We start from the raw sequence: 18,325 nt of genomic DNA on the forward strand, positions 1-18,325 counted from the left end.
CCGCTGCTGGTCCGGACTGTTACGGCGTATAGCCGATGGCCGCCTGATAGTCGGCCTTCTGCTTGTCGCGCCCGATGCGGTCGGTGACGCCTTCCCAGGCCGTCGCCGTGTCGTCGAGCGCCTGCTTGGCGTTCTTGCCGCCGCTCATCGCCGCCGACAGGTTCTTGTCGAGGATGTCCCAATATTCGAAGGAACCCGGGATGCGCAGATAGGTGAGCATGGTCGGCGCGTAGAAGACCTCGTGATAGGCATGGGTATAGGTCTTCGCGTCATTCTCGGCCCAACCCGCCTTCACATAGTCTTCGATCTTCGCCGTGCCGCCATCCGCCTCCAGGAACTGGTAGGAGAAGCCCGGATCGACGCCGTCCCAGCCGACCGTCGCCATGAGCTTGGAGACGGGCCGGATCGCCATCAGCGACAGGAACGAATAGGTCGCTTCCGGATTGGCGGAGAAGTTCGAGACCACGCCATGCCATGAGCCGCCGGTGGTGTTGCCGACGAGACGCGGCTTGTCGAGCTTGACGAACTCCTTCTTCTCGAAGTCGTAATATTCATTCGAGGAGGGCATCATCGCCGCGGCGCATTTGCCCTTGATCTTGGAGCGGCTCTCATCCTGGCACAAAGCGCCGACATCGCCCCAGGAGAACACGAACACCGACTTGCCGCGCAGGAAGTAGTCCCAGGCTTCGCCGAGCGACCAGCCGACTTGCGCCGATGGGCCCGTCTTGTGCAGTTCCTGCAGGAATTCGAGCGCCTTCAGATGGCCCGGGCTGTTGATCAGGGGCTTCATGTCTTCCGGATCGAACCAGTAGACATTCTGCGTCCGCGTGACCTTGTCGCCGGGATTGATGACGAAGGACGAGGACAGCGACTGGAAGTGATAGTGCCCTTGCTCGCCGACCTTCAGATGCAGCACCGTGCCGCTGTCCGGCTCGGCATCGGTCGCATCCCAGTTCTTGCCATTGAAGTATTTCGAGATGTCGAGCAATTGCTGCCAGGTCTGCGGCGGGTTCGGCAGGTCGTAGCCATATTCCTTCTTGAACGCCGCCTGGTGCTCGGCATTGCCGAGCATGTCGGAGCGGTAATAGAGGACCTGGCCGTCGCCGTCGTTCAGCACGCCGTAGCCCACGCCCTTCCATTGATGCAGCGCCTTGAGCGAGGGCGGCATGTCGTCATAGGTCCATTTCGGATATTTGCCCGACTTCTGCAGGTCGTCGATGGCATAGGCGTAGCCCGCCGGCACGATATCGCCGTACCAGAAAGCGCCGACCATGAAGGCATCATATTGTCCGGTGCCGTTCCTGAGATCGAGCATCATCTTGGTGTAGTGCTCGGCGAAAGGCAGCTCGACGATATTGACCTTGCCGCCCGACAGCTCTTCCCAGATCGGGCGGAACTGATGGAGCGGGCCGCTGATGCCGCCCTTGGGGCCGGCGCCATTGACGGTCACCGTGACGGTCACGTCCTTGAAGGGCTGCTTGTCGGGGCCGAATTCGGATCCGAGCTCCTCGCGGGTCGTGGTGATCACTTGATTATTATAGGCCTCGCCGAGCTTGAGGAGGACGGTGCCGTCATCCTTCCATTCGACATTCTGTCCGGCTGATGCCGGCGCCGCGAACAGCGCCAAAGCGGGTAAAGCAAAAAGCGACCACTTCAGTGGATGCATCGTTCACTCCTCCCATTTTACCAGTTGTGCGGGCGCACTCTGGCTTGATCTGACGAGGCGAGCATACATTCTTGAGAAGAAAGCACAACCGTCCACTGACGATTTTGTATGACGAATGACGGGTGCACCGCAGCGAAAATTGCCGTGACTTTTCGATCATTTGGACCGAGAGCAAATGATCGAACAGCCGCTGCCCAATAATGATGCATCTCGACCAAAGTCGGATCATGCAATAACGTCAACGCGACAATTCAACGGCCCGCAAGGCGCTCGGCTTCGTCCGCGACGATCGCATAAAGGGTTAAGAGCAGGCGGGTGGGGCAGCATATGTATCTCGGCATCGATATCGGCACGTCCGCCGTCAAATTCGTCATCGTCGATGCCGATCAGACTATTCTGGCGACGGCCGAGCGGCCGCTGGCGCCGGTCCAGCCCAAGCCGCTCTGGTCGGAAGACGATCCGGAGAAATGGTGGCAGGCGGTCGCAAGCGGGCTCGATGAACTGGCGCGCGACCATCCGCGGCCCATGGCGGCGGTCGCAGGCCTTGGTCTTTCCGGCCAGATGCACTCTGCCGTCTTCCTCGATGAGAAAGACGAGCCGGTGCGCCCGGCGATCCTGTGGAATGACGGGCGCTCGACCAAGGAGGCAGCCGAGCTCGCGCAATTGGGCCTCGATCTCCAATGCGAGACGGGCGTCCTGCCGATGCCGGGCTTCACCGGTCCCAAATTCCTCTGGCTCACACGCAATGAGCCCGATGCGGCGCGCCGCACGCGCACGCTGCTTCTCGCCAAGGATTTCATCCGCCTGAAACTCTCGGGCGAGAAGGTGACCGAGGTCACTGATGCGGCGGGTGCCTGGCTCCTCGACGAGGGCCGTCGCCGATGGTCCGATCGGGCGCTCGCGGCCTGCGGCATCGACAGGTCGCTGTTGCCGGCGCTGACGGAGTCGCGCGCGCCGAGCGGCCTGGTGAAGGCGGATTTGGCCGCCCGCTGGGGTCTCTCGCGCAAGGTGGTGATCGCCGCCGGGGCAGGGGATGTCGCGGCGGGCGGCATCGGCGCCGGCATCGTCAATCCGGGTGACGGCTTCATATCCCTCGGCACCTCGGCGCAGATCTTTCTTGCCGACACCGCGCACCAGCCCGATCCCGGCCGGCTGGTCCATGCTTTCTGCCATGCCTTGCCGGATCGCTGGTTCCGCATGGCGGCGCTGTTGAACGGGGCGAGCCCGCTTTCGGTCTTCGCCCGCTGGTCGGGCACGCGCGATGTCGCAACCCTGCTCGCCGAAGCCGAGGCCGGCTTCAACGGGCCGTCCTCTCTTCTGGCGCTGCCCTATCTCTATGGCGAGCGTACGCCGCATAACGACCCTCTCGCCCGCGCCGCGATCATCGGCATGACCTATTCGACGACCCGCGCCGACGTGGTCCAGGCCATTCTCGAAGGTGTCGCCTTTTCGCTCGCCGACGGTCTCGATGTGCTCGCCGCCGCCTCGGCGCGGCCAAAGAGTGTCGCTCTCATTGGCGGCGGCGCCCGCTCGGCCTTCTGGGCCAAGCTCATCGCCTCGATCCTCGATTTGAGCCTGGTGCGCTTCGAGGCGTCCGATCGCGGACCGGCCTATGGGGCGGCGCGTCTTGCGCGCCTGGCGGTGACGAATGAGGATGCACAGAGGGTCGTCGTTCCGCCGCCCATACGCGACGTCATCACGCCCGACGCGGCTCTGTGCGAAGCCTATCGGCCGCGCATCGAGGCTTTCCGCACATTATATAAAGCGCTGAAGCCGGTCTGGCCGTCAGTGTCGGGCGCATAGGAGCCATCCTGAATACAGCTTGACAAAATGCTTCAGAACTAAAGAACATCGCCAAGAGTCCGCTGCCAGGGAGTTGCAACCATGTCCACCGTGATCAGGGGCGGCACGATCGTAGCCGCCGACCGCAGCTACAAGGCCGATGTGTTGATCGAGGGCGAGAAGATCGCCGCCATCGGCAGCAATCTGAAAGGCGCCAAGACGGTCGATGCGGAAGGCGCCTATATCATGCCGGGCGGCATCGACCCGCATACTCATCTCGAAATGCCCTTCATGGGAACGACCACGGCGGAAACCTGGGAGAGCGGCACGCTGGCCGCACTTTCCGGCGGCACGACTTTGGTCGTCGACTTCGTCATCCCGGGCAAGGAGGGATTGCTTCACGCTCTGGATCAATGGGAGGAGCGGGCGGCGCGCCAGGCGGCCTCGGACTATTCCTTCCATGTATGCATCACCGGCTGGTCGAAGGACATCTTCAACGACATGGCGAAGGTGGTGAAGCGCGGCGTCAACACCTTCAAGCATTTCATGGCCTATAAGGGCGCCTTGATGGTGAATGACGATGAGATGTACGCCTCCTTCTCGCGCTGCGCCGAGCTCGGCGCCCTGCCTCTGGTCCATGCCGAGAATGGCGATGTCATCGCGGCCCTGCAGCAGAAATATCTGGCGCTCGGCATTTCGGGGCCCGAGGCCCATGCCTATTCGCGCCCGCCCGAGGTCGAGGGCGAGGCCACCAATCGCGCCATCATGATCGCCGACGCGGCGGGCGTTCCGGTCTATATCGTCCACACCTCGTCCGAGCAGGCGCATGAGGCGATCCGGCGGGCGCGCCAGAAGGGCATGCGGGTCTATGGCGAGCCCCTGGTGCAGCATCTGACCCTCGATGAGAGCGAATATTTCAACAAGGAATGGAACCATGCGGCGCGCCGGGTGATGAGCCCGCCCTTCCGCGACAAGTCGCATCAGGACAGCCTGTGGGCCGGGCTCGCGGCGGGCTCGCTGCAGGTCGTCGCGACCGATCACTGCGCCTTCACCACCGAGCAGAAGCAGTTCGGCGTAAAAGACTTCACCAAGATCCCGAACGGCACGGGCGGCCTCGAAGACCGCTTGTCGGTCTTGTGGACCAAGGGTGTGCTGACCGGTCGCCTGACGCCCAACGAGTTCGTCGCGGTCACTTCCACCAACATCGCCCGGATACTTAATATATATCCGCAGAAGGGGGCGATCCTGCCCGGCGCCGATGCCGATATCGTGGTCTTCGATCCCAAGGCCGGCAAGACCATCCAGGCCGCGACCCAGAAATCGATCATCGACTATAATGTCTTCGAAGGCGTCGAGGTGAAAGGCCTGCCGCGCTACACGCTGTCGCGCGGCGAGATCGTATGGGGCGACGGCAGCAACCTGCCGCGCGCCGGCCGCGGCAAGTTCGTGCGCCGCGAGCCTTTCCATGAGGTCCACAAGGCGCTGAGCGTGTGGAAGGAATTGACGGCGCCGCGCAAGATATCGCGCTCGGCCGAGCATATGCCGATCGGGGTCTAAAGCGCGATGGCTTTTACATGGAGTCGCCATCGCGCTTTATCTTTTTGTTTGCGCATGATCTTTTCGGAAAACCGGTACCCACTTTTCCGGATCATGCGTTAGTTTCGGATCTGTGGATTTTCACCAGGGGCTGTGCTCGTATGGCCCCGCAAAAATGGGATCGGGAGATTGAGATGGCCAGGAAGGAAATCATGTGCGCATTCGGCACCGACATCGATTCGGTGGCGGGCTGGATCGGTTCTTACGGCGGGGCCGATTCGCCCTCGGACATCCAGCGCGGCATCTTTGCGAGCGAGGTCGGCGTCCCGCGGCTGTTGCGCCTGTTCAAGAAATATGGCCTGAAGACCAGCTTCTTCATCCCCGGCCATTCGATCGAAACCTTCCCCAAGCAGATGGAGCAGATCGTCAAGGACGGTCATGAGATCGGCGCGCATGGCTATCTGCATGAGAATCCGGTCGCCATGACGCCGTCTCAGGAAGAAGACGTGCTCGTCAAAAGCGTCGATCTCATCAAGAAGCTGAGCGGCAAGAAACCGCGCGGCTATGTGGCGCCCTGGTGGGAGATGTCGGCCGCGACCGCCGCCCTCCTGCAGAAGCACGGCTTCACCTATGACCACAGCCAGGGCTATCGCGACTTCCAGCCCTTCTATGCCCGCGTCGGCGACAGCTGGACCACCATCGACTATTCCAAGACCGCCAAGGAATGGATGAAGCCGCTGAAGCACGGCAAGGAGATCGACCTCGTCGAGATCGGCGCCAATTGGTATGTCGACGACCTGCCGCCGATGATGTTCATGAAGAAGGCCCCCAACAGCCACGGCTTCGTCAATCCGCGCGACATCGAGGAGATGTGGCGCGACCAGTTCGACTGGGTCTATCGCGAGATGGACTATGCCGTCTTCGCCTTCACCATCCATCCCGATGTCAGCGGCAGGCCGCAAGTGCTCTTGGCGCTCGAGCGCCTGATCGAATATATCAGCAAGCACAGCGGCGTGGAGTGGCGGGCCTTCGAGGATATCTGCGACGACTTCCGCAAGCGCTATCCGTTCGGCGGCAAGGCGCGGCCGCCGGTCATCTAGGCCTGCCATGTGCTCCGCCTGCGGCTTTCCCACGACACAGGGCCATTGGTCCGAGGCGGGTGCGGGCGATGCGCATCAAAGAGCGCGGGCGCGGTTCATCCGCGCCCGCAAGCTCGACGCCGTTCTGCGCCGGCATGGCCTCACCGCCCATGATGACGGGCTGACGCCCGGCATTCAAATTTCCGATCGCACCGGGCGCGTGATCATCGCGAGCGACTTGCGTGAGGTGTGGATTGCCGCCGAGAAGCTGCTGGGCCGGGCGATCGATCCGCTTGCCCCATGAGCGGGGTGCCGCAGAATCGCATACGCCTTCTGGTCCTTTCGGGATTTCTCGGCTCCGGCAAGACCACCTGGCTGCGCCATCAGCTGCACAGCGGTCACTTGCGCGACCGGACGGTCATCGTGAACGAGGCGGCTGCAGCACCAGTGGATGATGCCTTGCTCGCCGATCTCGCAGAGGTGAGGACGATTTCGGGCGGCTGCGTCTGCTGTTCCGAGCGTAGTGCGTTCCTCAGGACCTTGCGCGAACATTGCAATGAGAGCCAGCCGCAGGACATCGTGCTGGAGACCAGCGGCCTCGCCGAGCCAGCCGCCATCGTCGAGGCCATTCGCGCCGATCCGCTCCTGGTTCACCGCATCCTGGTCGACGAGGTCGTGGTCACGGTCGATGCGTTGAGCGCGCTCGAGCGGCTGAAGCGCGATGCGCTGATCCGGGCTCAGATCGAGACCGCCGATGTGCTGGTGATCACCAAGCTCGATGCTTTGGAAGGGGAGGCGGCGGGTAGGCTCGCGGCGACGCTGAAGAGTGTCAATCCCGGCGCGCGGATCATGGGCACGGTCAAGGGCGCGGAGGTGGCCTTGCCCGATTACGCCAATGTCGCGGCCGAGGAGCTGCCCCCCTTGCGCGAAATCCCGGCCGCGGGGCCGATCGTTGCCGCCGACATCGAGATCGACCCGGCGATGGGCTGGGAGGTGTTTTCGGTCTGGCTTTCGGCCCTTCTTCATGCCAGGGGCGATGAGATCTTCCGCATCAAGGGCGTTGTTCGCACACCGAACGGACGCGTGCTGCTGCAATGTGTTCAGAAGTCGGTCCTGCCGCCGGAAATCCTGCCCGAGACAGCAGCGGCCGACCTCCGCTTCGACAACCGGCTGGCTTTCATCGGCCGTGGCTTCGATGCGAAGCGGCTGAAGCAGTCGCTCAAGGCCTTTTGCGGCTGAAAGTTTAGACCTAAACAAAATCGCGCTTGAAAAACCCGCGAAAAAGGTTTGCCATGCGCAAGACTGGCCGCTGATCCGTGCGGGCGAGTGCCGGGGCAGAATAATTAAGCGATTTGGGAGGTTAGGATGACAAGACTGCGCAAGGCGCCGAAAGGTGTCTCGAGACGTGCCTTTCTCAAAGGAGCCGCGGCAGTAGGCGGCGTCGCCGCAGGCAGCGGCGCCATTACCGGCTTTCCGACCATCTGGGCCCAGAATTTGAAGGATGTCACCATCCTGCAAGTGGGGCCGGCCTATTCCGTCTTCCAGGACATCGCCAATCAGGCGTCCAAGGATCTGGGCTTCAAGATCGAAATCCAGAATGCCTGGACCGATGCCCTGATGACCCGCATCGTCAATCAGGCCGAGACCGTCGACATCGCCGATCTCGAATTCTGGGGCATGCGGAAGATGTGGCCGACGGGCAAGCTGCAGGCCGTCGACGTCAAGAAGATCAAGCTTTGGGAGAAGATCGAGCCGATCTTCCGGGAAGGCAAATATGCCAATGGCGAGCCGGTCTCGACGCAAGGCACCATGCCTTTCGAAGTGACCTATGTCGAAGCGGCCGATGCCAAGGGCTTCTCGCCCCAGCGCACCGAGCTCTCGACCTGCGTGCCGACGATCTACAATGCCGATACGCTGGGCTTGAGGCCCGACCTCATCGGCCGCAAGATCGAGAGCTGGAAGGAGCTTTTGAACCCTGAGTTCAAGGGCAAGACTTCGATCCTCAATATCCCGCAGATCGGCATCATGGATGCCGCCATGGCCATCGAGGCGAGGGGCGACATCAAATATGGCGACAAGGGCAACATGACCAAGGAGGAAATCGACAAGACGATCGAGATCCTCATGGCCGCCAAGAAAGACGGCCAGTTCCGCGCCTTCTGGTCGACCTTCGATGAATCGGTGAACTTCATGACGGCGGGCGAGGTGGTGCTCCAGTCCATGTGGTCGCCGGCGGTGACCGCGGTTCGTACCCGCGGCGTGGCCTGCACCTATCAGCCGTTGAAGGAAGGCTATCGCGGCTGGGGCGTCGGCATGGCGTTGGCGTCGCATCTCACCGATCTGAAGCGGGACGCGGCCTACGAATATCTCAACTGGTACCTGTCCGGCTGGCAGGGCGCCTTCATCGCGCGCCAGGGCTATTACAACATGGTGCTCGAGACCACCAAGGCGGCGCTGTCGCCGCCCGAATGGGATTACTGGTACGAAGGCAAGCCGGCGACGGTCGAGATCAAGGATCCCTTCGGCAATCTCATGGAGAAGCCGGGGGCGGTCCGCGACGGCGGCTCCTATGCCGAGCGCACCGGCAATTTCGCCTGCTGGAATACGGTCATGGACGAGGACAAGTATCTCGTCCAGCGCTGGAACGAGTTCATCGCGTCATAAGTCTTCGACAAAGGCCGGTGGTGAAAGCTGCCGGCCTTTCTCATTTCCGTGTCCACCTCATAGGCGCCATGATCAATAAAGACTGGGTTCCTTATCTTCAGGTAGCGCCGCTGGCGATCCTCATGGCGCTGTTCGTCGCCATACCGCTCGCCGTGCTCGTGACCTTGAGCTTCTGGCTGTCGGACGGCATCAGCCTTACCCCCGCTTTCTCCTTTGACAATTACAAGGCCGTCCTGACGTCGGCGATCACCTGGAAGCTGTTGCTTGCCACGCTCAAATTCGCCGCCATCACCTGGGCGCTCACCTTGGTGATCGGCTTCACCTGCAGCTATTTTCTCGTCTTCCATGTGAAGAACCTGAAGTGGCAGATCGCTCTCTTCCTGCTCTGCACCATTCCCTTCTGGACCTCGAACGTCATTCGCATGATTTCCTGGGTGCCGTTCCTCGGCAAGGAAGGCCTGTTCAACAGCTTCCTGATGGCGCTCGGCATCATCGACCGGCCCTTGGAGTTTCTGCTGTTCTCGGATTTCGCGGTGGTCCTCACCTATGTGCATCTGTTCACCTTGTTCATGATGGTGCCGATCTTCAATTCGATGGCCAAGATCAGCCCCTCGGTCATCGAGGCGGCGGTCGATGCCGGCGCCTCGCCCTTCATGATCCTGAAAGACATCATCATCCCCTTGACCCGCACCGGCATCGCGTTGGGCTCGATCTTCGTCGTGACCCTGGTGATGGGCGACTTCTTCGTCGTGCGCGTGATGAGCGGCGGCCAGAGCGCCAATATCGCCTCCGCCATGAAGAACAATATCGATCAGCTCTATTATCCCGACGCCGCCGCCATGGCGGTTTTCCTGATCGTGGCGGTGCTGGTGCCGATCGTGGTGATCCTCAGGATCGTCGACGTGCGCGCCGAGCTGGCGCGCTAGGAGGGCACGAGATGCAGTCCTCCTCCACCAAGAAAAAGACGTCCTTCTATTTGCTGGCGGGCTTCTTCGCGCTGTTCGTCCTGTTCCTTTATGGGCCCATGCTGTCGATCTTCATCCTGTCCTTCCAGGGACCGCAGGGCGGCATGACCTTCCCGCTGCGCGGGGCCTCGACGCATTGGTTCGGCGACCTATTCACCAGCACGCGCTATGGCGATCTGGGCGGCGCCTTTCGCCGCTCGATGATCATGGCCGTCGCCGCCCTGGCGCTGACCGCGGTCATCTGTTTCTTTGCCGGGCTCGCCTTCCGCAAGCGTTTCTGGGGATCGGGACCTATTTTCTATCTGTCGATCGTCAGCCTCGTCATTCCGGGGCTGCTCTTGAGCTTCGGCATCGGCCAGATGTTCCAGCTCTTAGGCTGGCCGCTGCATTGGTTCGTCTCCGGGCTGGGGGCGCATCTCTCCTGGACCTTGCCCTTCGGGCTCCTGATCATGTTTGCCGTCCTCAACCGCTTCGACGGTTCATGGGAGGAGGCGGCGCGCGATGCCGGCGCCTCGCCTTCGCAGATCCTGCTCTATGTCACGGTGCCGATCCTGTTCCCCGGCCTCATCGCCGTGGCGCTCTTCGGCTTCACGCTGTCCTATGACGAATTCCCGCGCTCGCTTCTCACCTTGGGCACGCGCAACTCACTGCCGATCGAGGTCGCCAATATGACGTCGAATGTGACGACGCCGGCGCTCTACGCCATCGGCACGATCACGACGGTGCTGAGCCTCGCCGTGATCGCTCTCGCTTTCTGGGCGATCGCGATCATCCAGAAGCGCCGCGGCAAGCGCGCCGCCATAACATCATGACAGCATCCGGATCGAACGCATGAGCGCCAAGGGCGAAATCAAAATCGAGAAAATCAGCAAGACCTTCGGGACCATGCGGGCGGTGAAGGATGTGGATCTGCTGATCGCCGCCGGCTCCTATTGCTGCATGCTGGGCCCCTCGGGCTGCGGCAAGACCACCTTGCTGCGGATGATCGCCGGCCACGAGACGCCGACTGCGGGCCGCATCCTGATCGGCGGCGAGGATGTGACCAACATGCCGACCGGCAGCCGCGGCACGGCGCTGATGTTCCAGAATTATGCCTTGTTTCCGCATCTTTCGGTCCTCGACAATGTGGCCTTCAGCCTGAAGGTCGCAGGCCTCGCGACGGCTCAGCGCCGCGAGCAGGCGATGAACATGCTGAAGCGCGTGCAGCTCTCGCACCTGTCTGACCGGGTCCCGGCCCAGCTTTCGGGCGGGCAGCAGCAGCGCGTCGCCCTGGCCCGGGCGCTTGTCACCAATCCACAGGTCCTCCTCCTCGATGAACCCTTGTCGGCGCTCGATGAGTTCCTGCGCCTGCGCATGCGAAGCGAGCTCAAGCGGCTGCAGACCGAGCTCGGCATCACCTTCGTCCATGTCACCCATACCCAGCCCGAAGCCATCGCGCTCGCCGATCAGGTGATCATCATGGATCACGGCGTGGTCGAGCAATCGGGCCATCCGCGCGAGATCTACGATGAGCCGCACAGCCCCTATGTGGCGCGCTTCATGGGCGGCCAGAATGTGATTTTCGGCACTGTCGGTGCGAAGGAGAATGACGGCTTCCGGGTCACCGACGAGGCCGACAATCACTACAAGCTCGATGCCGCGCTCACACTCGCCAAGGGCCAGAAAGTCGCCTTCTCGGTCCGCCGCGACGGCGCCAAGCTCGCCGACGATAGAGCGGCACACGACAATGCCATCAAGGGCGAGATCAGGAACATCGAGTATCAGGGCACTTTCGTGAAGGTGGCGCTCAAGACCTGCCAGAAGGACGAGTTCCTGGTCTATCTGACGGACGGCGATTATTTCGCCAGGCCCCGCAGCGTCGGCGAGCATGTCTCGGCCGTCTGGCCGATCGCGCGCAACCATTATCTGGTCGGCGAGAATAATTCCTCCGGCGACCCGACCGGGCACTAGAACGTCGTGCCGTCGCTCAGGATCTTGAGCGGCGGCGACCCGTCCGTCCGCTTCTCGCGCGCGATGCGCCGGCCCGCGGCCCAGCTTCCGCCTTCCAGCATGGAAGCGATGGGGAAGCGCTCCGCGCTGACGCCGAGCTCCTTGCGGACAAGAGGCAGCAGCCGATCGAGCAGGGCCACCGTCAAGGCCCGCCATTCGACGATCAAGGGCGAGCCCACCTGATGCGTCGCGGCGGCTTGCGCCGCATCCTTCAGGCCGAGCACGTCCATATCGATGAACAATCCGCCATTGCGATACTCGGCAAGGCCGGTCAGGCCGTCGATCGCCGTCACATCGATGCCGCGCTCGATCAAGGGCTCGATCAGCGAATAGGTCAGCCATTGCGAAAGCTTGTGCAAGGGCACATAGGCCGAGAGCGGATCATCGGCACGCCGCCAGCGCTCATAGAGCCAGGTATCGCCCAAGGGCTGAGCCCCGATCCTGAGACGGCTCGGCCAGATCGAGCCCAGATGATCGAGAAGCGAACGGAGAATCGCGGGAGCCTCGATCCTGTTGCCGGATAAAGCGAGATGATCGGCGAGGCCTCCGGGACGCGGACCGTCTTCCAGGGCAAAGACGGGATCGGCAAGGCAGGCACGTCCGAGGCTCCGCAACAATTCGACCCGGCCCTCGACCCCGGCCAAGGGGTTTTCGTCACTGACCTGGAAGGCCCTGACGAGGTCGTCCGTCGTGAAACTCACCAGCCGCTCGGCATCGACCCGCCAGGGATCGCCCGGATTCTTCGACAAGGCTCCGCCGGCGATGAGATGGAAGCTCGCGACGCCAAGCCCTTCTGAGGAGGCGAAGCTCATGCCGGTCTGGCTCTCGGTGAACCGCCAGCGCCCGCCGCTTCCGGCATCGAGCAGCACCGAAACGATCGCCAGATCGAAAGCGGCGCGCGTCCGTTGCGCCTTGTCCGCCCACCGGCGCTGCGTTGCCGCCTGCTGCCAGCGCGCGATCCCGCCCGCCTCGAAATGGCGCCAGCGCGAATGGAACGGGACGGTGAGCGTGGGATAGGCGGCACGCGTGACCGTGGCGACGAAGCGCGCCACGTCGGCCAAGCGGTCGGGATCGACCGACCAATGATCGAGCCGGCCCGCGAGCCCGTCAGCCAGCATGCGCTGTCCGGCAGCGCGGACCGCGGCGGAAGAGAGGAGAGGGGAGGCATCGGTCATGACGAGGTCTCACACAAGGAAGCGGCGCAGGGCATTGATCGCCGCTCGCCGTGGGAAGGCGGAAAGGGAGCCATGCCGCGTCGCCTTGTCGCTCGCCGCGGCGACGGCAAGACGGCCTGCGCGCTCAGGATCACGGCTCGACAGAAATTCGGCGATGAAGGTGCCGGCGAACACATCGCCGGCGCCGCCGGCTGCAATGGCCTGGACCTTCGGCGCCGGGATATCGATGTCGCGGCCGGCAAAGCGGAGACGGCATCCTCTGGCTCCTAAGGTGACGACCGCCATGTCCGCGCGGATATCGCCCAAGGCATTGGCCTCGCCTTGATTGGCGATGATGAGATCGAGTTGGGGCATGGCGCCGAGCCAGGCTTGGAAGGGCGAAGGATTGACGGCGACTTTCACGCCCGCCATCCGCGCGAGCTTCATGGCGTGAAATGTCGTCTCCTGCGCCAGATTGCCCTGGAGCAGAAGCAGATCGGCGCCGTCGAGCACAGCCTTCACGGCGGCTTCCACTTGCGACGGCGTCAGGCTCTGCGCCCTTTGCGTATTGCTGACGATGAGGTTCTCGCCTTGCGGATCAAGCAGAAGGAGGGACTCATCGCTGACACCTTCCTGCGTGATGAGGCCGCGATCGTCCATGCCTTCTTCCTGAAGCGCGGCCCTGATCCTGGCCGCCGTCGCATCATCGCCAAGGGCGGCGATCAGATGCACGCCGGCGCCGGCGCGCGCAGCGGCAACGGCCTGGTTGAGGCCCTTGCCGCCGAGATCGATGACGACCTCGCGCGCGATGAGCGTCTCGCCGGGCTCGGGCAATCTGTCGAGATGATAGGTGACATCGCGACAGGCATTGCCGACCACCACGAGCTTCGGGCGAGACATGCCAGGCTATTTGCTGGTGAGCCAGGCGAGCGCCTGGCGCCAAAGCCTCGCATAGCCTGGCCATTCGACGAATTGTGTCGGCAGCCAGTGCGGACCGATATCGGACGTCCAGGCGAGCGTGCGACCCTTGCCATGCGCGCCGGCGACCAGCAAAGGATGTCCGCCCTGGTCTTCCGGCAAGCGGGCGATCACCTCGGCACCTTTCTTGACCGTCACTTCATTGACGCCGAGCAGCGCCGGCCACGGTGCCGGAAGTCCGGTGAGGATCGGATGGTCGGGTTTTAGCACTTCGGCGATGATGCCTTCCGGCGCCTCGACGCGATCGTCATAGGGAAGGCAGGCCACGGGGAGCGCGTCCTCGACCGGCGTGCGCCGCCAGCGGGCGCGACCATCGATGCCCTGGAAGGAGAAATAGCCGCCGATCATCATCAGGCCGCCGCCTTGCTGGGTCCAGTCGCGGATCAGCTTCAGCCGGTTCGGCACCGTCTTGCCATGGAGCCAGACATCGGGCGGCAGGAGCAAGGTGTTGGCGCCGACATCGGAGATGATGATGGCATCATATTTGGCGAGGCCTTCGAGCGTGAAGGGCAATCCTTCCGCCGCCTCATGCGCCGGCATGTAGGTCAGATCGAACTCGCTGTTCTTGAGCGCCTTGACCAGCGGCTCGGCGCCGAGATGGAAGGTGACGCTCGAAAACGTGTCCCAGCCTTTATAGTGGTTCGCGGCGCTGACCCAGCTTTCGCCGACAAGCAGCACATTCTTATTGGTCAATTTGGCCTCCTGATGATTTCAAAGGGCGCTGAAGACGCGCCGTGGGTTGTCGATAAGCATGGTGGTGATCTCACCGTCGGTGACGCCGTGCCGCTTGAGCCGTTCTGCGAAGTGGGTCACCACATAGGCATAGCCGAAGCCGCCATAATGGGTCAGCATCATCTTGATGAAGACGTCCTGAGACAGGAGGATCTTGTCGAGGAAGCCCCGATCGATCAGGCGCTTGATGGCGCGGGCATTGTCCTCATCGGATGGACACTGCACCTGCTGGTCGGCATACCAGTAATCCATGCCGATCATGTCATATTCGATGAAGGCGCCGCGCTTGGCGCATGACGTTTGATAAGCGACATCCTCGCCCGACGGATTCATATGGCAAAGAACGGTGTGGGCGAGATCGCCGCCTTCCTCCGCGATGATGTCGAGCACGCGCCCGCCATGCCTGAACCAGGCCGGCAGATGCACCATGATCGGCAGTTGCGTGCGCGCTTGCGCCTGTGCCGCGCCGCGCAGCGATCTTTCCTCATCGGCCGTGAAGTCGCTCGACACGCCGATCTCGCCGATGAGGCCGATCCTCGCGTCCGTTCCCTCGGTTCCTTCCAGCGCCTCGCGCACGATCTCATCGGCGACATCTGTCTTGCTCATCGATTTGAGCGCCGGCGGATGTGACTTCTGCAGATAATAGCCCGAGCCCATGACGATCTGGAGCCCAGTCGCGGCCGAGATCTCGCGCAAGCGTTTCGGATTGCGGCCAATGCCGCGGCAGGTCGGATCGACCACGGTGCGCCCGCCCGCTTGTCCGAAGGCCATGAGCTCGGCAATGGCAAGCTCGGGCTCGTCGAGCCCGCAATTATCGAGATTGACGAAGGGATCCATCCGGAGCTCGCCCAATATGCCGGCATGGACCTTGTCGGAGCCGAGATGCGCGCGCTCCGGCTCCTGCGGCGGATTCCACCAGCAGCGGCAGTCATTGAGGATGTGCTCATGCATGAGGGTGACGCCCATATCCTGCGCGGAAACAGGACCGTCCACCGTCATCACCAGGCCGGAGCGGATATGGGCTTGCGAGAGTTCCGTCATCAGTTTGTTCTCCGGACCGCGCCGGCGAGACGCGAGAAGACCTGCGCATTGAGCCAGACGGCGAGCAGGATGATGGCGCCGGTCACGATCTGGGTGAAGAAGGGCGAGACATGCGACAGGATGAGGCCGTTGCCGATGACGCCGATGGTGAGGGCGCCGAGCACGGTGCCGAGAATGGAGCCGCGCCCGCCCATGAGCGAGGTGCCGCCGAGCACCACCGCCGCGATGACATCGAGCTCGAAGCCGACCGCGGCATTGGAGCTGCCGGAGCCGAGCCGGGCGGCGATGACGATGCCGGCGACGGCGGAAGCGATGCCGGTCAGCACATAGGCCCAGAGGATGATGCGCCTGGTGGCTATCCCTGAGCGCCGCGCCGCTTCCTGATTGGCGCCGATGGCGGTGACATAGCGGCCGAAGCGGGTAGCCTGGAAAGCGATGAGGCCGAGGACGGCGACGATGACCGCGATCCAGGCCGGCGCCGGCACGCCGAGGAACCAGCCGCGGCCGATCGTGACGAAACCGAGATCGGTCGAGATCGGGATGGAGAAGCCCTCGGTCATCAGGAGTGCGATGCCGCGCAAGGCGGAAAGACCCGCCAGCGTGACGATGAAGGCCTGGATGCCCTGATAGGCGATGAACCAGCCTTGCGTGGCGCCGATCAAGGCGCCGAGCAGGAGGAGGCCGATGACCGCCAAAGGCCAGGGCATCCCCGCTTGCAGGAGGAGAGCGGCCGACGCATTGACCAGCGCCACCACCGAGCCGACCGAGAGATCGATGCCGCCCGTCGTGATCACGAAGGTCATGGCGACGGCGACGATGAGGATGGGAGCGGTCTGGCGCACCAGGTTCAGGATATTGCCGGTCGAGAGGAAGACCGGGCTCGCGATGGAAAAGATCACGACCATGATGAGGAAGAAGCCGGCAATGGAGAGAAGCTGCGCATGGCTGCCGAGCAGGTCGGCCGAGCGCGAGCCTTGCGGCCGGGAGGAATAGGCATTCATGCTTTGCTTCCCTTATGGCCTTTGCCGACGATCAGGCTGACGAGGTCGGTGAGATCGGTTTCCGCGATATTGCGTTCGGCCACTTTCAGCCCTTCATACATGACGACGATCCGGTCGCAGACATTGAACAGGTCCTGCAGGCGGTGGGTGATGAGCACCACGCTGACGCCCTTGGCCTTGACGCGATTGATGAGCGCGAGCACGGCCTCGACTTCCTTGACGGCGAGCGCCGAGGTCGGCTCGTCCATGATGAGGACATGCGGATCGAAGGCCGCGGCGCGCGCGATGGCGATCGATTGCCGCTGGCCGCCGGACAATTGCGCGACGAGGGCATCGAGATTGGGGATCTTGATCTCGAGCCGCTCCAGCATCGCTCGCGCACCCTGGCGCATTGCCTTGCGGTCGAGGAAGGGGCCGTTCATCGGCTCGCGGCCGAGGAACAGATTGCCGGCGACATCGATCGTGTCGCAGAGCGACAGATCCTGATAGACCATTTCGATATGATGCTTGCGCGCATCGGCGGGCGTGGCGAAGCGCACGTCGGCGCCATTCACGGCGATGGAGCCTTCATCGGGAATATAGGTTCCGGAGATGATCTTGGTCAGCGTCGACTTGCCGGCGGCATTGTCGCCGACGAGCCCGACACACTCACCGGCATAGAGCTCGAGATCGACGCCCCTGATCGCCTCGACGCTGCCGAAGCGCTTCTTGATGCCGGAAAGCGCGATGCGGGGAAGTGGGGCGGCCGAAGCCGCCCCTGCTGATGCCCTGCCGGTCATTTGAAGACGGAGCGATAGGGCTCGACATTGTCCTTGGTCACGATGGTGATCGGCACCGGGATCGTCGCCGGCACGCTCTCACCCTTGGTGATCTTGACCAAGGCATCGACCGCGGCGGCGCCCATGCCAGCCGGATCCTGCTGCACCACGCCGACGACGTAGCCCGCATCGATACCCTTGATCGCCTGGGCGGTCAGATCCCAGCCGAAGACCTTGATGTCGCCCTGCTTGCCCTGGCTCTCGACCGCGGCGACCGCACCGAGGAGCGCCGGCTCGCCCGTGGCATAGATGGCATTGAGGTCGGGATTGGCGGTGATCAGGCTCTCGGCCGCGGCAAGGGCCGAATCCTGCACATTGCGGCCATCGACGACGCCGGCGGTAGTGACGCCGGAATTGGTCTTCACCACGTCCTCAAAACCCTTCTGGCGGATGTTCTGGATGGTCGAGTTGAGCGCGCCGACAATGCCGAGCTTGGCCTTGCCGCCCATATTTTCGGTCACATATTTATTGAAGAACTCGCCCATGGCCTTGCCGGCCCCTTCATTGTCGACGCCGACTTGCGCCTTTTGCGGACCGGCAGGGAGGACGGCATCGACGGCGGTGACCGGGATGCCGGCCGCGGCCGCCGCATTGACCGCCGGCATGATGCCGTTGGTGTCGATGGCGACGACGACGAGCCCTGCGACCTTCTCCTGGATATAGGTCTCGATCGCATTGTTCTGCGCGGCGGGATCGTTATTGGCGTTGAAGATGACGAGCTTGACGCCGGCGGCATCGGCGGCCTTCTGGGCGCCGTCGTTCATCTGGGTGAAGAACAAGGCCTGCTGGTTGATCTGCACCAGCGCGATGGTCGGCTTGTCCTGGGCGTGGCTTGTGCCGACAGACAGCGCCAGAGCCGCGCCGGCTGCCGACAGCATCATTTTCCTGCGTGTTATATTCAGCATCTTTCACTCTCCCTG

Annotated in this window: 17 protein-coding genes; 9 read left to right on the plus strand and 8 right to left on the minus strand. The window is 63.0% G+C overall.

What is annotated here, in order from left to right; translation table 11 throughout:
• Positions 1–19: 19 nt before the first annotated feature.
• A complete protein-coding gene (locus DS839_RS25980; RefSeq protein ID WP_119273398.1) occupies positions 20–1,666 on the minus strand; it encodes an extracellular solute-binding protein in 1,647 nt (548 codons plus the stop codon).
• Positions 1,667–1,981: 315 nt separating this feature from the next.
• Here DS839_RS25980 and xylB point away from each other — a divergent pair, with 315 nt between their 5' ends.
• The 9 genes from xylB (at position 1,982) to DS839_RS26025 (ending at position 11,642) form a co-directional block, all read left to right on the plus strand.
• Positions 1,982–3,469: a xylulokinase gene (xylB, locus tag DS839_RS25985; protein WP_368911928.1), complete on the plus strand. Its 1,488-nt coding sequence runs from the start codon at positions 1,982–1,984 to the stop codon at positions 3,467–3,469.
• Positions 3,470–3,550: 81 nt separating this feature from the next.
• The gene (gene hydA / locus DS839_RS25990) at positions 3,551–5,005 is read left to right on the plus strand and encodes a dihydropyrimidinase (protein WP_119273400.1); all 1,455 of its coding nucleotides are present in this window, start codon (positions 3,551–3,553) and stop codon (positions 5,003–5,005) included.
• Between the two features lie 173 nt (positions 5,006–5,178).
• Positions 5,179–6,084 carry a polysaccharide deacetylase family protein gene (locus DS839_RS25995; RefSeq protein ID WP_119273401.1) on the plus strand — a complete coding sequence of 302 codons (906 nt, stop codon included), beginning with the start codon at positions 5,179–5,181 and terminating at the stop codon, positions 6,082–6,084.
• A 7-nt stretch (positions 6,085–6,091) separates the two neighbouring features.
• Positions 6,092–6,367 (plus strand): hypothetical protein, encoded by a 276-nt coding sequence (locus DS839_RS26000; RefSeq protein ID WP_119273402.1) that lies wholly within the window; start codon positions 6,092–6,094, stop codon positions 6,365–6,367.
• Positions 6,368–6,372: 5 nt separating this feature from the next.
• The gene (locus DS839_RS26005; RefSeq protein ID WP_162918798.1) at positions 6,373–7,302 is read left to right on the plus strand and encodes a CobW family GTP-binding protein; all 930 of its coding nucleotides are present in this window, start codon (positions 6,373–6,375) and stop codon (positions 7,300–7,302) included.
• Positions 7,303–7,428: 126 nt separating this feature from the next.
• Positions 7,429–8,727, plus strand: coding sequence for an ABC transporter substrate-binding protein (locus tag DS839_RS26010; protein ID WP_119273404.1), 1,299 nt, complete (start codon positions 7,429–7,431; stop codon positions 8,725–8,727).
• A 68-nt stretch (positions 8,728–8,795) separates the two neighbouring features.
• Entirely contained in the window at positions 8,796–9,653 is an 858-nt protein-coding gene (locus DS839_RS26015) for an ABC transporter permease (RefSeq protein ID WP_119273484.1), read from the plus strand.
• Between the two features lie 11 nt (positions 9,654–9,664).
• Positions 9,665–10,504: an ABC transporter permease gene (locus DS839_RS26020; protein WP_119273405.1), complete on the plus strand. Its 840-nt coding sequence runs from the start codon at positions 9,665–9,667 to the stop codon at positions 10,502–10,504.
• Between the two features lie 19 nt (positions 10,505–10,523).
• Positions 10,524–11,642, plus strand: a complete 1,119-nt coding sequence (locus tag DS839_RS26025; protein WP_119273406.1) for an ABC transporter ATP-binding protein — start codon at positions 10,524–10,526, stop codon at positions 11,640–11,642.
• On the opposite strand, the gene DS839_RS26030 is transcribed toward DS839_RS26025, so the two are convergent.
• The 7 genes from DS839_RS26030 to DS839_RS26060 are packed head-to-tail and all read right to left on the minus strand — an operon-like array spanning position 11,639 to position 18,310.
• On the minus strand, positions 11,639–12,856 hold the full coding sequence (locus DS839_RS26030) for a DUF1688 family protein (protein ID WP_119273407.1): 1,218 nt from the start codon (positions 12,854–12,856) through the stop codon (positions 11,639–11,641). The two genes, DS839_RS26025 and DS839_RS26030, sit on opposite strands and share 4 nt — an antisense overlap.
• Positions 12,857–12,865: 9 nt before the next feature.
• Complete coding sequence (locus DS839_RS26035; protein WP_119273408.1) at positions 12,866–13,735, minus strand: PfkB family carbohydrate kinase; 870 nt, start codon at positions 13,733–13,735, stop codon at positions 12,866–12,868.
• A gap of 6 nt (positions 13,736–13,741) precedes the next feature.
• Positions 13,742–14,506 (minus strand): glutamine amidotransferase, encoded by a 765-nt coding sequence (locus DS839_RS26040; protein WP_119273409.1) that lies wholly within the window; start codon positions 14,504–14,506, stop codon positions 13,742–13,744.
• 18 nt (positions 14,507–14,524) lie between these two features.
• Positions 14,525–15,586, minus strand: a complete 1,062-nt coding sequence (locus tag DS839_RS26045) for a phosphotriesterase family protein (protein ID WP_119273410.1) — start codon at positions 15,584–15,586, stop codon at positions 14,525–14,527.
• Positions 15,586–16,587 carry an ABC transporter permease gene (locus DS839_RS26050; RefSeq protein ID WP_119273411.1) on the minus strand — a complete coding sequence of 334 codons (1,002 nt, stop codon included), beginning with the start codon at positions 16,585–16,587 and terminating at the stop codon, positions 15,586–15,588. The genes DS839_RS26045 and DS839_RS26050 overlap by 1 nt, the downstream gene beginning before the upstream one ends.
• Positions 16,584–17,366, minus strand: a complete 783-nt coding sequence (locus DS839_RS26055; RefSeq protein WP_119273412.1) for an ATP-binding cassette domain-containing protein — start codon at positions 17,364–17,366, stop codon at positions 16,584–16,586. The genes DS839_RS26050 and DS839_RS26055 overlap by 4 nt, the downstream gene beginning before the upstream one ends.
• Positions 17,363–18,310 carry an ABC transporter substrate-binding protein gene (locus DS839_RS26060; RefSeq protein ID WP_368911929.1) on the minus strand — a complete coding sequence of 316 codons (948 nt, stop codon included), beginning with the start codon at positions 18,308–18,310 and terminating at the stop codon, positions 17,363–17,365. Before DS839_RS26060 ends, DS839_RS26055 begins: the two co-directional genes overlap by 4 nt.
• Positions 18,311–18,325 lie beyond the last annotated feature (15 nt).

The organism is Taklimakanibacter deserti (genome assembly GCA_003574785.1).